The sequence below is a fragment of the Pelomonas lactea genome (genome assembly GCF_043555885.1).
GTDB classification, from domain to species: domain Bacteria; phylum Pseudomonadota; class Gammaproteobacteria; order Burkholderiales; family Burkholderiaceae_C; genus Pelomonas; species Pelomonas lactea.
Window position 1 is genome coordinate 586,207 of record NZ_JBIGHX010000002.1, and the last position, 14,202, is coordinate 600,408.

11 protein-coding genes are annotated in these 14,202 nt (G+C 71.6%); 7 read left to right on the plus strand and 4 right to left on the minus strand.

Annotated features, from left to right (window positions below):
* Nucleotides 1–2: 2 nt before the first annotated feature.
* The 3 genes from ACG04Q_RS06930 to ACG04Q_RS06940 are packed head-to-tail and all read left to right on the plus strand — an operon-like array spanning nt 3 to nt 1,458.
* The gene (locus ACG04Q_RS06930) at nt 3–305 is read left to right on the plus strand and encodes a septum formation initiator family protein (protein ID WP_394510165.1); all 303 of its coding nucleotides are present in this window, start codon (nt 3–5) and stop codon (nt 303–305) included.
* On the plus strand, nt 305–916 hold the full coding sequence (gene pnuC / locus ACG04Q_RS06935) for a nicotinamide riboside transporter PnuC (protein WP_394510166.1): 612 nt from the start codon (nt 305–307) through the stop codon (nt 914–916). The genes ACG04Q_RS06930 and pnuC overlap by 1 nt, the downstream gene beginning before the upstream one ends.
* Nucleotides 913–1,458: an AAA family ATPase gene (locus tag ACG04Q_RS06940; RefSeq protein ID WP_394510167.1), complete on the plus strand. Its 546-nt coding sequence runs from the start codon at nt 913–915 to the stop codon at nt 1,456–1,458. Before pnuC ends, ACG04Q_RS06940 begins: the two co-directional genes overlap by 4 nt.
* Here ACG04Q_RS06940 and ACG04Q_RS06945 read toward each other — a convergent pair.
* The 4 genes from ACG04Q_RS06945 to ACG04Q_RS06960 form a co-directional block, all read right to left on the minus strand.
* Nucleotides 1,421–5,005, minus strand: coding sequence for a hypothetical protein (locus ACG04Q_RS06945; RefSeq protein WP_394510168.1), 3,585 nt, complete (start codon nt 5,003–5,005; stop codon nt 1,421–1,423). The genes ACG04Q_RS06940 and ACG04Q_RS06945 overlap by 38 nt on opposite strands.
* Nucleotides 5,006–5,102: 97 nt before the next feature.
* Complete coding sequence (locus ACG04Q_RS06950; RefSeq protein WP_394510169.1) at nt 5,103–8,573, minus strand: hypothetical protein; 3,471 nt, start codon at nt 8,571–8,573, stop codon at nt 5,103–5,105.
* Between the two features lie 111 nt (nt 8,574–8,684).
* Complete coding sequence (gene hslO, locus ACG04Q_RS06955) at nt 8,685–9,662, minus strand: Hsp33 family molecular chaperone HslO (RefSeq protein WP_394510170.1); 978 nt, start codon at nt 9,660–9,662, stop codon at nt 8,685–8,687.
* On the minus strand, nt 9,659–10,183 hold the full coding sequence (locus ACG04Q_RS06960) for a gamma carbonic anhydrase family protein (protein WP_394510171.1): 525 nt from the start codon (nt 10,181–10,183) through the stop codon (nt 9,659–9,661). Before ACG04Q_RS06960 ends, hslO begins: the two co-directional genes overlap by 4 nt.
* A gap of 49 nt (nt 10,184–10,232) precedes the next feature.
* Here ACG04Q_RS06960 and ACG04Q_RS06965 point away from each other — a divergent pair, with 49 nt between their 5' ends.
* From ACG04Q_RS06965 to aptA, 4 genes are read left to right on the plus strand one after another with little or no spacing between them, the layout of a single operon-like run.
* On the plus strand, nt 10,233–11,120 hold the full coding sequence (locus ACG04Q_RS06965; protein ID WP_394510172.1) for a hypothetical protein: 888 nt from the start codon (nt 10,233–10,235) through the stop codon (nt 11,118–11,120).
* A 20-nt stretch (nt 11,121–11,140) separates the two neighbouring features.
* Nucleotides 11,141–11,920, plus strand: a complete 780-nt coding sequence (locus tag ACG04Q_RS06970; RefSeq protein ID WP_394510173.1) for a ferritin-like domain-containing protein — start codon at nt 11,141–11,143, stop codon at nt 11,918–11,920.
* 10 nt (nt 11,921–11,930) lie between these two features.
* Nucleotides 11,931–12,848, plus strand: coding sequence for a DMT family transporter (locus ACG04Q_RS06975; protein WP_394510174.1), 918 nt, complete (start codon nt 11,931–11,933; stop codon nt 12,846–12,848).
* A gap of 37 nt (nt 12,849–12,885) precedes the next feature.
* Nucleotides 12,886–14,202: an omega-aminotransferase AptA gene (gene aptA / locus ACG04Q_RS06980; RefSeq protein WP_394510175.1), complete on the plus strand. Its 1,317-nt coding sequence runs from the start codon at nt 12,886–12,888 to the stop codon at nt 14,200–14,202.

The window sequence follows — 14,202 nt, forward strand, 5'->3', positions numbered from 1 at the left end:
GCTTGAAGGTTCTTGCCCTGGTCCTGGCGGTCTTCCTGATCGCCATCCAAGCCCAGCTCTGGGTGGGCCGGGGCAGCCTTCCGTACGTGGCTCACCTCCGGGAGGAGGTGGCCGCCGCGCGCGCCGACAACGACCAGGCGCGCGCCCGCAATGCCCAGCTGCAGGCCGAACTGCGCGACCTGCGCGAAGGCCTGGAGATGGTGGAAGAGAAAGCCCGCTTCGAGCTGGGCATGATCAAGTCCGACGAGGTCTTCGTGCCCGTCGCGGCCAAGACGGCCGCCTCCGCTCCGGCCGGCCAGCGCTGATGCTGGCCACGCTCTGGGCGGCGCTGCTGGCGCCGGCCTTCACCGCTTTCGGCAGCCCGGCCTCGTGGCTGGAGGTGATCGCCTTCGTGCTGGCCGTGTGGATGGTCATCTGCAACATGCGGGTGCACCTGCTGGCCTGGCCACTGGCCTTCGTCAGCTCGCTGATGTACTTCGCGCTGTTCTGGGACGGCAGGCTCTACGGCGAGGCCTCGCTGCAGCTGGTGTTCGCGGCGCTGGCGCTGTGGGGCTGGTGGCAATGGCGCTTCGGCCGCACGCGTGAGGGCGACGTGCTGAAGGTTCGGCGCCTGGGCCTGCGAGGCCTGCTGCGGCCCGTGCTGCTGACGCTGGCTACGTGGCCGCTGCTCGGGCTGTTCCTCGCCAGGGCCACCGACAGCCCCCTGCCCTGGTGGGACGCCTTCCCGACCGTCGCGAGCCTGCTGGGCCAGTGGCTGCTGGCCCGCAAGTACGAGGAGAACTGGCCGACCTGGATCGTCGTCAACGCGGTCAGCGTCGTGCTGTTCGGGCTCAAGGGCTACTGGCTGACGGTCATCCTGTACGCCGGCTTCATCCCGCTGAGCGTCATCGGCTGGCGTGCGTGGAGGCGGGCTTGAGCATCGTCGTCGCGCTGCTGGGTGCCGAGTGCACCGGCAAGTCCACGCTGGCCGAGGCGCTGGCCGCGCACTTCAGCGCCGGGCTCGTCACCGAGTACCTGCGCGAGTGGTGCGATACGCACGGCCACACGCCGCAGCGGCACGAGCAGGCCCACATCGCCGCCGAGCAGGCGCGCCGCATCGAGGCTGCCGCGCGCGAACACGCGCTGGTGATCTGCGACACCACGCCGCTGATCACTGCGCTGTGCAGCGAGCATTACTTCGACGACCCATCGCTGACCGCCGACGCGCTGGCCTTCCAGCGCCGCTGCGACCTGACACTGCTGTGCGCACCCGACCTGCCCTGGCAGGCCGACGGCTTCCTGCGCGACGGCCCGGGCGTGCGGGCGGCCTTCGACGCGCGACTGCGAACGGCCTTGGCGCGCGACGGCATCGCCTGGGTCGACGTGGGTGGCGGCGACGGCCAGCGGCTGGATGGCGCCACGCAGGCGATACGGTGTCTGCTCAGCGCGCCGACACCAGCCACTCGAACAACGGCGTGACGCTGGCGCCACCCAGGGGCACCAGCAGCGACCTGAGCAGCGGCTGGTCCAGGAAAGGCGCGAACGCGCCCACCTGATTGGTTTCCACGTCGGTGATCAACCGCTGGAACGGCGCCACCAGGCCGCGTTGCGTCGGGTCACCGCCTTCCAGCCAGTGCAGGTCGGCGCGCATGGCCTCCAGCGCGCGCTGGCGGGTCTGCTCGCAGGCACGCTTGAGCAGCAGCGTCAGCGCGACGAGCATGCCCACGTACAAGCTCACGCCGGTTGCGACGGCAGGTGTCAGCGACCAGTTGTCGAACGCGCGGCTGCGCGCCACCACCAGCAACGCCAGCACCAGGAAGGGCCAGAACACCAGCCCTGCCACCTGCGCGCTGCGACGGGCGACGACCTGCACATCTATCCATGGGTCTAGCAAGGTGTGCCGCCAGGGGCCGGTGCTGTCGGGGCCGCGGCTCTCGGGCAGCGCGGCGATGCGCGTCAGCCAGGCCGCGCGGTTCGTCTCGCCGAGTGCCGACGCGAACTGCGCCAGTGTGTCCTCCGGGTAGCAGCTGCGCCCCTCGTTGAGATGACGCACGAAGACCAGCAGCGTCACGGTCGCGTCGGCCACAGCGACGATGAGCAGCGGCACCAGCAGCAGCAGCGCGTACAGCGTGGCGCCCACCATCTGCCGGTGCTGCGTGCCGCGCACCGGAATCTCGGGCACCTGCCCCTCGCTGAGGCTGAAGAACGCCAGCGCCACCAGCCCGACCGTCAGCAGAAACCAGCACAGGATGCGCAATGCCCGCGCCTGGCCGTGCGCGCGCCAGCGGTACTCCTGCCACAGCCGGCCCGCGTCGCAGCTGAAGCCGCCGTGGCGCTGCCAGACCAGCACGCTGAAGTGGGCCAGCCAGTAACGCAGCAGCCGCCGCGGTGTGAATCGCCTCAGCATCGGCGTGGCTGCCGCGGGGATGTGCAGCCAGTCGCTGTCGGCCTGCAGCGCGCTGCGCGTGCCCGACCAGGCGCGGTCGAACGCGCCCACGGTCACCACCACCGCCAGCAGGTGCAGCAGGTGCGACGGCCAGGCGCTGATGCCCTGGAACCAGGCCACCGGCTCGCACTCGGTGCAGGGCCGGCCGGCGTCCCGCCCCGCCGGCCAGGCCATCCACGCCCACAGCGCAACGGCGCCCAGGAGCAGCGCCAGGTGCAACACGTTGAGGCCCGGCGCCGCCGCGCCTGCCGGGCGCCCAGGGCCGGCCAGCAGCGCCGGCAGCATGGCCAGCATGCAGGTGAAGCCGCCCAGGCTGCCCAGCCACAGCATGTGGGCGAAGTTCACTTCGTTGGGCCGCGCGAACTCGATGAGGCTGGCGATGACGAACGCCATCGCCGCCACCTGCAGCGTGGCAAGCACGACGGTGTTCATGTCCAGCCGCTCGCCGCCGGGCGCGCCGCCGCCCATGAAGGCCGCACGGGCGCGCAGCAGCGACGGGGTCGACGGCCAGCCCAGCACGCCCAACACGATCAGCGCCCCCATCACGGCCGCCGTCGCCACATCGCCCATCGCCGCCGCCTGCCCGCGCAGCGTGTGGGCATGGCCGCTCAGCGGCACGGCCTTGTCACGGCCGATCTCGTAGACGGACGGGTCGCTCACGACGGCCTTCAGCTCGGCCGCCTCGCGGGACCGGCACGGCTCGTCCGCGCAGCCGGCGTGACGGGCCGCCAGGTAGGTGGCCGTCTGGTAGGCATCCCGCAGCGGCGGCGTGCCGTCCTGCAGCGTCTGGGCACCGCTGGCGCCGGCCGCCGGCGGGAAGGCCAGCGGCAGGCTGCCCGCCACGATGAGGTTGCGCGTGTAGCGCTGCACCTTGGGGTGCAGGAAGCGGGCGTCGAGGTCGGTCGTGAAGAACGGCTTGTCGGCAAAGTCCTCGTGCAGCGCCTGCAGGATCATCAGCTTGTCGTGCACGTCGTTGGCCAGCACGCCGATGGCGCCGATGGGCACGGCACCGGCCCGGGCCTGGCTCTGGGCGAGCGCCTGGCCCACGCGGCGCAGGTAGTCCAGCTGGTCGCGCCCCTCCGGCAACTCGGGTGTCTTCGCATTGGGGTCGTTGGCTGCCGGCTTGGCCGGCTTGTCGCCGCTGTCGCGCAGCTCCGCACCGTCCAGGCCGCGGAAGAAATAGACCTCGTCCAGCAGCAGCTGCCGCTGTTTGTTGGCCTCCAGCCGGCGGCGCAGCTCCTGGATCAGCCCCTGCGAGTACAGGCTGTCCCGCTCGGCCACGACGACGATGCGACGCGGCTTGTCGGGCGGCAGCCGCAGCTTGAGCTCGTCCAGCAGGCTGTCGATCAGCAGATCGTCGGTGGCGATGGTGCGGATCACGCGTACCGTCGGCGCAGGCGTGTCGCCCACGATGCGCCGCAGTTGCTGCGGCACGAAGGTCTCCAGCGGCTGTCCCTGCAGTTCGGCGATCAGGTGGGCCGGCGCAGTTGAGGCGGGGCTGTAGAAGGTGGCGTTGGCGAGCAGGCCGTAGCCGCTGAAGCCCGGCGGGTCAGGGTCGTTCGGCACGGGCTCCTGGCAAACACCGAGCTCCGCTGCGACCCGGCTGGCCGCCTTGCGATCTGCGGCATTGCGCAGGTCGGCGATGGCGGTACGCAGCGAATCCGTTGATGAAGGGCCAATGAAGACCAGCGACGGCGCGCCGGGCACGTTGCCGGCCTTGGCCGTGCCTGCATCCTCGGCGAGCGATGGCGTGAGCCTCGCCCAGGCCTCTTGTCGCACCTTCAGCCCGAGCGCCATGTTCAGCACCTTGGCCAAGGCATCCAGCTTGGGTTGAGGCAGCGAACTCTCATCCACCCAGAGAACCGCCACCTGGCCGTAGCGGCCGCTGGCACGAGCAGCATCGCCATGTGCCCGACGCTGAGACAGAATCTCGTACGGCACCGTCACGCTCAGTCGATTCCTTCTGGCAGCGTCATCCGATCTTTCCTTGTGGGCGCTCGCACACTGCGCCGCGGGCTTCGATTGCGCGAACGATCCAGCCGATGCCGAGGGGGACGACGCCCCCGCATGAACGCCGCTGAACTCCAGCAAGCTCAGCCGCTCCGGCCGGTCCGGTACATACCCCTGCGCCATCAGGCCAGCCAACGTGGCGTAGCGGATGCGGCGGCGAGCCTCCTCGCCGCCGACAAAGTCGGCACCCGGTACCAAGCCCACGATGACCAACGCGTCGGACCACCCTTCCGGGGTGCTCGCATCCAATCGATTCAACAGCATCGCCGGCATTCGCCGATCGCTGTTTGCTTGGGCGCTGCAGTCGTCACTGACCTTCCGGCTTTGCCGCTCAAGTTCGCAACGCTTGGGCCGCTCGATGTCATAACGCCGCAAGGCCATGAACGGGTCTTCCCACAGCCGCGCACTGATGTCTGAGTCGACCACCGGCGCCGACGCCAGCCCCTGCCGGTCAGCCGGGCGCACCAGGTCGAACGCCTGCGGCGACAGATGGGTGCTCGCGACGAAGGCCGCCAGCGCGGCGACGCTGCCCCAGCCGAGCATGCCAAGGCTGCTTTTGGTGTCTGACATCTCGCCTCCTGCCCGCACACGCGGTTCAGGGGACGGACATTCCGCGCCCGGCGCCACGGCGTCAACGCGAACTCCACAGAGTTGGCGAGGCCGCCGCTCAGCGCCCCAGCAGCAGGTAGTCGAACAGCTGCGTGCCGCCAGCGCCGCCCAGCGGCACCAGCATGGCCTTCAGCAGCGGCTGGTCGAAGAACGGCGCGAACGCGCCCTCGGACTCGTTCTCCACCTGCGCGATCAGCCGCTTGAATGGCTCCACCAGGTCGGCGCGCGGCTTGCCGCTGCCGGCCAGCCAGCGCAGGTCGGCCTGCATGGACGCCAGCGCGCGCCGGCGCGTGTTCTCGGCCGACTGCTTGAGCAGCAGCGTGAGGCCGATCAGCACCGCCACGTAGAAGCTCACGCCCACCGCGATGGCAGGCGTCAGCGCCCAGTTGTCGAACAGCCGGCTGCGCGCGACGACCAGGAGCGCGATGACGACGAACGGGCCGATCACCAGCCGCGCCACCGGCGCGCTGCGGCGGGCCACCACGCGCACGTCGATCCAGTCGTCCAGCAGCGTGTGCATGACGAAGTCATCGCCACCGTCCGCCGCCGTTCGCCCCCGGTCCTGCGGCCGGGCAGCGAAGCGGTCCGCCCACAGCCCCGCATGCTCCGGCCCCAGCGCGCGGGCGAACATCTGCACGGTGGCCTCGGGGTAGTAGCTGCGGCCGGCGTTGAGGTGGCGCACGAAGCGGGTCAGCAGCGTGATGGAGTCCGCCACCGCGACGATCAACAGCGGCAGCAGCAACAGCAGCGCGTACAACCCGGTGGCGACCAGACGACGGTGTTCCTGTCCACGCACCGGCACGGCCGGTACCTGCACGCCGTTGACGCTGACGAAGATCAGCAGCACCACCGCGACCGTCAGCCCGTACCAGAACAGGCAGCGCGCGGCCCGCGGCAGCGCCCCGCCGCGCTCGCCGTACTCGGCCCACAGCACGCGGAAGTCGCAGCTGAAGCCCACGCCGGCCTTCCAGAACAACACGCTGCCATGCGTCCACCAGGCGCGCAGCAGCCGGCCCAGGTGGGTGTGCACGATGGGGCTGTCCAGCTGCAGCCAGCGCGAGTCCTGGCGCAGCCGCTGCTGTGCATCCGCCCAGGCCCAGTCCAGCGTCCACACGATGAGGAACAGCCCCAGCAGGTGCACCAGGTGCGAGGGCCAGGCGCTGACGCCCTGCAGCCAGGCCATGGGTTCGCAGTGCGGGCAGGGCTGGGCGACGCGCACCGGCCAGGCCCAGGCCAGCAGCCCCGCCACCAGCACGGCCAGCACCAGCGGCCGCAGCGCGAGCCGCCCCAGCACCAGCAGCGTCGCCGCGGCGGCCGCCGCCATCGCCGGCGCATGCCAGACGCCCGGCCGGCCGGGCCAGACGAACTCGACGAGGCTGGCCAGCATGAAGGCCAGCAACGCGGCATGCAGCGCCACCAGCACCCGCGCGGTGGGCGACAGCGGCGGCGCGCCGGGCCCGGCGCTCATCAGCCCGCCGGCCTGGCGCAGCGCGGGCGTGCCGGGCCACACGAACAGCCCGCCCAGCACCAGCGCCGCCATCGCCAGCGCGATGGTCACCCGGTCGGCATCGCCGCTGTCGGGCGCCTCCGCCAGCGCGTAGCCCGCCAGCGGCACGCTCAGCGTGCGGCCGATCTCGTAGACCGAGGGCCGGCTCAGCGCGGCATCCAGCGCCTCGCGCTCACGCTCCCGGCAGGCATCGTTGCGGCAGCCGGCGCGGCGCGCGGCGGCGTAGGTGCTGGTCTGGTAGTTGTCGCGCAGCGGCGGCGTGCCGGCCTGCAGGTCGAACCGGCCCGGCGGCACCGGGTAGAACGCCAGCGGCAGGCTGCTGGCCACGACCAGGTTGCGCGTGAACGCCTGCGTGCGCGGGTGCAGGTAGCGCGCGTCCAGGTCGGTCGTGAAGAACATGCGGTCCGAGAAGTCCTCATGCAGCGCCTGCAGCACCAGCAGCTTGTCGTGCACGTCGTTGGCGAAGATGCCGATGGCGCCGATGGGCGCCAGCCGCGGGTCGCCCTCGCTCTGCTTGAGCTGCGCGCCCAGGCGGCGCAGGTAGTCCAGCTGGTCGCGGCTTTCCGGCCATTCCAGCGTCGGCTGGGCCTTGGGCGAGGCCGGCGCGGCGACGGCGGCGCCCTCCTTCGTGGTGGCGCCGTCGATGCCGCGGAAGAAATAGATCACCTGCAGCCGCTCGGCGAGCGGGCCGGGCAGCGACTCCTTGAGCTTGCTGACCAGCGCCTGGGCGTAGATGGAATCGCGCTCGGCCACCAGCACGATGCGGTGGGTCTCGTCCGGCAGGCGCAGCTGCAGCTCGCCCACCAGCCGCTTGATCAGGTCCGTGTCGTCGCCCACCGTGCGGTGCATGCGCACCGGGTGGGCCACGGGGTCGTCGCCGGTCAACCGGCCGAACTGGTGGCTGAGGAACTGGTCCAGGCTGTGGCGGCCCAGGTCGCCCAGCAGGTGGTCCTGCGCATCCAGCTCGGCCAGCATCGCGATGGGCGCGGTGGACGCCGGGTTGTAGAACTGCGCGCGCGACAGCAGCCGGTAGCCGGCCAGCACATCGTCCGGCAGCCCCGCGCCGACGCGGGTGTCGCGCGTGGCGCAGCGGGTGGCGTCGTCGCGCGCCAGCTTGCTGGTGCGGATGCCGGCCACGTTGTTCAGCTCGGCCGCACAGCGCAGGTCGCGCAGCGCCGTGCGCAGCGCGTCGGTGGACGACGGCCCGATGACCGCCAGCCGCGGCACGGCCTCGCCCTCCCCGAAGCGCTCGCGCGCCTGGCGCCGGGCGGCGTCGCCCATCAGCTGCTCCACCAACCGCGCCAGCGCATCCAGCTTGCGCAGCGGCAGCGAGCTTTCGTCCACCCACAGCACGGCGACCTGGCTGTAGCGCTCGGCACCGGCCGCGCCGTCCCGGGCGGCGGCGTCGCGCCGGCGCAGCGACAGCAGCTCGTAGGGCACCACGTAGCTGCCGCGCGCCGCGCCCGGGTCCTTGGACACCGCGGTGGACGAGGCCAGGCCCGGCGTCAGCAGGTCGAACTCCAGCAGGCTCAGGCGCTCGGCGTTGTCCGGCACATAGTCCTGCGCCAGCAGGCCGGCCAGCGTCGCGTAGCGGATGCGGCGGCGGGCCTCCTCGGCGCCGACGAAATCGGCGCCAGGCATCAGCCCGAGCAGGATCAGCGTGTCGTCGAGCTGCTGGTCATGGTCGCCATCCAGCCGTGCCACCAGCTGCCGCGGGTTGCGCGCATCGGCCGTGCCGCCCTGGCAGTCCACGTCGGGGCGGGCCGTGGCCTGCTTGCGCAGGCGCTCGCAGCGCTCGGCGCGCTCGACCTCGTAGCGGCGCACGGCCGCGAACGGGTCCTCCCACAGCCGCGCGTTGACTTCCAGGTCCGGGTCCAGCGGCGCCTGGGCGCGGGCCTTCTCGGCGGGCCGCAGCGCGTCGAAGGCATGCGGCACGAGCTGCGTGCTGGCGACGAAGGCCAGCAGCACCGCGGCGCTGGCCCACGGAAAGCCGCCCAGACCGCCACCTTTCGCCTCCGCCATGCCGAACTCCCACCGCCAGGCCGGACAGGCCCGGCGGCAAAGTTCTCAGCTGGCCGCGGCAGCGTCAATCACTAGCCGCGAAGACATCCTCACAACGGAGGAAACGCGTGCCTACTGCAGCGTCGACGCCGCCGCGCCGCCCTCGGGCTGCTGGCCGGCCGGTGTGAACAGCGCACCGACGTCCACCGCGTCGAACCGGTAGTGGCGGCCGCAGAAGTCGCAGCCGATCTCCACGTCGCCACGTTCGGCCAGCACGCTGTCGACCTCCTCGCGGCCCAGGCCCAGCAGCATCTGGCCCACGCGCTCGCGCGAGCAGGTGCACGCGAAACGCGGCGCTGTACTTCCAGACAAGGGTTCGAAGCGCGTCACCGTCTCTTCCCAGAACAGGCGGCGCAGCACGGTGTCGGCGTCCAGCGTCAGCAGTTCCTCGGCGGTCAGCGTGGCGGCCAACATGGAGATGCGGTTGAACGCGTCGGACAGGCCGATGTCGTCCTCATTCCGGCGCCCCTCCAGGTTGCCCTCGCCCTCCACCGGCAGCCGCTGGATCAGCAGGCCCGCGGCGATGTCGCCGTTGGCGGCCAGCACCAGCTTGGTGTCTAGCTGCTCCGACTGCAGCATGTAGTGCTCCAGCACCTCGCTCATCTTCTGCAGCGGCTCGCGCTGGTCGCCATGCAGCGGCACGACGCCCTGGTAGGGCTGCTGGCCGGGGAACTTGTCCTTCGGGTCCAGCGTGATCGCGCAGCGGCCCTGGCCGCGCAGGTTCACCATGGCCTCCAGCGTCGCGCCCGGCTCCACGCTGCCCACGCACTTGGCGGTGGCGCGATAGCTCAGGTCCGGCTGCGCCTCGGCCACGGCCAGCTTGACCGGGCCGTCGCCGAACACCTGCAGCACCAGCGCGCCGTTGAATTTGATGTTGGCCTGCATCAACACGGCCGCGGCGCTCATCTCGCCCAGCATGTCGCGCAGCTCGGGCGGGTAGTCCTGGCCGGGCTCGCGGCGGCCCAGCATCTCGCGCCAGGAGTCGGTCAGCCGCACCAGCATGCCGCGCACCGGCAGGCCGTCGAACAGGAATTTATGGAGTTCACTCATCGGATTCTTTTCAGTCCGGCCGCATAGCGGCGGCCGTTGTTCACATAGTGGGCGGCGCTGGCCTTGAGGCCGGCGATCTGCGCCTCGGTCAGCTCGCGCACCACCTTGGCCGGCGCGCCGACGATCAGCGAGCCGTCGGGGAATGCCTTGCCCTCGGTCACCAGCGCCCCCGCACCAACGATGCAGTTGCGGCCGATGCGGGCGCCATTCAAGACCACGGCGCCGATGCCGATGAGGCTCTCGTCACCGATGGTGCAGCCGTGCAGCATGACCTGGTGGCCCACCGTCACGTTCTGGCCGATGACCAGCGGAAAGCCGTGGTCGGCGTGCAGCACCGAGCCGTCCTGGATGTTGCTGCCAGCGCCGATGGTCAGTGTGTCGCTGTCGCCGCGCAGCACGGCGTTGAACCAGACGCTGACGTCCTGCGCCAGCGTCACCCGGCCGATGACCTCGGCGCTGTCGGCGACGAAGGCCGTGTCGGCCACGTCGGGCAGCCAGTCGTCCAGTTGGTAGATGGCCATGCCCGTTCTCCCTTGACCGCAAAGCAGCGATTTTAGGTACCCTGCCCGCATGTCGATGAGCCGCGACCGCAGGCGCTGCCTGGCCGCACTGGGCCTGCTGCCAGCGCTGGGCGCCGCCACGCCCGCGGCCGGGCCGGCGTCGCTGATCCGGCACTCGCTGGTGCAGCTGCCGCAGGACGCGCCCAACTACGAGCTGGCCGTGCTGACGCTGCTGCTGGAGCGGACGCGAGCCAGCCACGGGCCCTACCGCCTGGCGTTTGCGCCGCCCATGTCGCAGAGCCGCGCGCTGCTGCAGCTGGCCGGCGGCGAGCTGGATGTCGCCACCTCCATCACCACCGCCCAGCACGAGGCGCGCGCGCTGGCCGTGCGCGTGTGCCTGTACCGCGGGCTGATCGGCATCCGCCTGCCCATCGCGCTGGCGCGCCGGCGCGCCGAGCTGGAGCGCGTCGCCAGCCTGGGCGAAGCCCGCCGGCTGCGCCTGGCCCAGGTGGAGAGCTGGCCCGACACGCAGATCCTGAAGGCCAACGGCTGGCCCGTGCAGGGCATCACGCGGCGCGACAGCTTCCCCGAGCTGCTGACGCGCGAGCGCATCGACCTGTTCGCGCTGGGCGCCATCGAGGTCTACCCCCTCGTCGACGCACTGCCGGCGCTGGCCGTGCTGGGCGGCTGGCTGATCGCCTACGTGGCGCCGTCGTACTTCTTCGTCAGCCCGCGCCGGCCCGAACTGGCCGAGCGGCTGCGGCGCGGCTGGGACCTGGCGCTGGCCGACGGCAGCTTCGCCGCGCTGTTCGAGCAATGGCTGGGCCCGCAGCTGCAGCGCGCCGCGCTGCCGGAGCGGCGCTGGCTGACGCTGCGCAACCCCGGCCTGCCGACCGACACGCCGCTGCAAGACGAACGGCTCTGGCACCCGCTCGTCAGCGCCCGGCTGCGCGCCTGAGCCTGCCGATAATCCCGGGCATGGAAGCCCGCGCCCTCGCCCTGCACATCCTCTGCCTCGCCGACCCGCTGGCCAAGGCGACGGCCGCGTTGGCGCTGGACGTGACCGCACCGCTGGACCCTGACGCGCAACTGGCCGAGCCTGCCGGCGTGCCCGGCCGGCCCGCGCGGCCCCAGCTCGTCGAGCACATCCGCCTGAAGCCGCCGTCCATGCGCACGCCGGCCGGCATCGCCGCGCTGGTGCATGCCATCGCCCACATCGAGTTCAACGCCATCAACCTGGCGCTGGACGTCTGCTGGCGCTTCCCCGGCATGCCCGACGCCTTCTACCGCGACTGGCTGCGCATCGCGCAGGAGGAGGCCAGGCACTTCACGCTGCTGCGCGAGCACCTCGTGACGCTGGGCTTCGACTACGGCGACTTCGATGCCCACAACGCGCTGTGGGACATGGCCGAGCGCACCAAGCACGACCTGCTGGCGCGCATCGCGCTGGTGCCGCGCACGCTGGAGGCCCGCGGGCTGGACGCATCGCCCGCCGTGCGCGCCAAGCTGGTGGGCGCCGGCGACCACCGCGCCGGCGAGATCATCGACGTCATCCTGCACGACGAGGTGGGCCACGTGCTGGCCGGCAACCGCTGGTACCGCTTCCTGTGCGAGCAGCGCGGGCTGGAGCCGGTGGCCACCTACGCCGAGCTCGCCGCGCGCTACCAGGCGCCCAGGCTGCGCGCGCCGTTCAACCTCGAAGCGCGCCGCGCCGCCGGTTTCGACGAGGCCGAGCTGGCCGCGCTGCAGGCCGGATGACCCCCACCCCATGACCCGCATTCAGGCGAATCTCCTTCTCACCCTCGTCGCGCTGATCTGGGGCTCGGCCTTCGTCGCCCAGCAGCAAGGCATGGCCGACGTGGGCCCGCTGCTGTTCACCGGCGTGCGCTTCCTGATCGGCGCGGCCGTCGTGCTGCCGCTGGCCATGGCCGAGTGGCGGCGGCTGGGCCGCGAACGCCGGCCGCTGACGCGGGCCGACGGCTGGCACATCGCCGGGCTGGGCGGGCTGATGACGCTGGGCGCCGTCATGCAACAGGTGGGCATCCAGCACACCAGCGTCACCAACGCCGGCTTCCTGACGGCCGTCTACGTGCCGCTGGTGCCCGTGCTGGCCTGGCTGCTGCTGCGCCAGGTGGCGCATTGGTCGGTCTGGCCGGCGGCCGGCGGCTGCCTGGTGGGTGCCTTCCTGCTGTCGGGTGCGCACGAGCTGCGCATCGGGCTGGGCGACCTGTGGGTGCTGGGCTCCGCGGTGCCCTGGGCCGTGCACGTGCTGATGGTGGGCCGCTGGGCCGACCGCATGGGCGCGCCCTTCCTCGTCGCCTGCGGCCAGTTCGCCGTGTGCGGCGTGCTGTCGCTGGCGGCGGCCTTCGCCACCGAGCCGGTGCGCTGGGCCGGCCTGCAGGCCGCGGCCGGGCCCATCCTCTACACGGGCGTGCTGTCGGTGGGCATCGCGTTCACGGCGCAGGTCGTCGCGCAGCGCTACGCGCAGGCGGCGGATGCGGCCATCATCCTGTCGTCCGAGACCTTGTTCGCCGCCGCTTTCGGCGCGGTGCTGCTGGGCGAGCGGCTGGACACCGCCGGCCTGGCCGGCTGCGGGCTGATGCTGGCCTGCATCCTGCTCGTGCAGCTGGTGCCGCTGGCCGGCACGCTGAGGCGCCGGCGGATTCTGACCAATCCGTCAAATTGACTAGACTGCGGGCTCCCTTGCCAAGGAGGAGCCCCGCATGAGTGCCGACGTTTCCAAGCTGGATGCCTACTGGATGCCGTTCACGGCCAACCGGCAGTTCAAGCAGGCGCCGCGCCTGCTGACGCAGGCCGACGGCATGTTCTTCCGCGACGACAAGGGCCGCGAGGTGCTGGACGGCATCGCCGGCCTGTGGTGCGTGAACGCCGGCCACAACCGGCCGAAGATCGTGCAGGCCATCCAGCAGCAGGCCGCGGAGCTGGACTTCGCGCCGCCGTTCCAGATGGCCCACCCCAAGGCCTTCGAGCTCGCCGAGCGGCTGGCCGCGCTGACGCCCGCCGGGCTGAACCGCATCTTCTTCACCAACTCCGGCTCCGAGGCGGTGGAGACGGCGCTGAAGATGGCCATCGCCTACCACCGCGTGCGCGGCGAAGGCGCCCGCACGCGGCTCATCGGCCGCGAGCGCGGCTACCACGGCGTCAACTTCGGCGGCATCTCGGTGGGCGGCATGGTGGCCAACCGCAAGATGTTCGGCACGCTGCTGGCCGGCGTGGACCACATCCGCCACACGCATGACCCGGCGCGCAACGCGTTCTCCGTGGGCATCCCGCCGCACGGCGCCGAGTTCGCCGACGACCTGGAGCGCCTCATTGCGCTGCACGACGCATCCACCATCGCCGCCGTCATCGTCGAGCCGGTGGCGGGCTCCACCGGCGTGCTGATCCCGCCGGCCGGCTACCTGCAACGGCTGCGCGAGATCTGCGACAGGCACGGCATCCTGCTGATCTTCGACGAGGTCATCACCGGCTTCGGCCGCACCGGCAACCCATTCGGTGCGCAGACCTTCGGCGTCACGCCCGACCTGATGACGGTGGCCAAGGGCATCACCAACGGCTGCGTGCCGATGGGCGCGGTGTTCGCGCAGCAGAAGATCCACGACGCCTTCATGACCGGGCCCGAGCACCTCATCGAGTTCTTCCACGGATACACCTACTCCGCCCACCCGCTGGCCTGCGCGGCCGCGCTGGCGACGCTGGACACCTACGCCGACGACGGCTTGCTGACCCGTGCGGCGACAATGCAGGCCGAGTTCGCCCAAGCCCTGCACTCGCTGCGCGACGAGCCCAACGTCATCGACGTGCGCAACATCGGCCTGGTCGGTGGCATCGAACTCAAGCCCCTGCCCGGCGAGCCGGCCAAGCGCGCCTTCAACATCTTCCTGGACTGCTGGGAACAAGGCCTGCTCATCCGCACGACGGGCGACACCATCGCGCTGTCGCCGCCGCTCATCATCGAGAGCGGCCACATCGAACGCATCATCGACACCCTCAGAGGCGCCCTGCGCCGCGCCGCATAG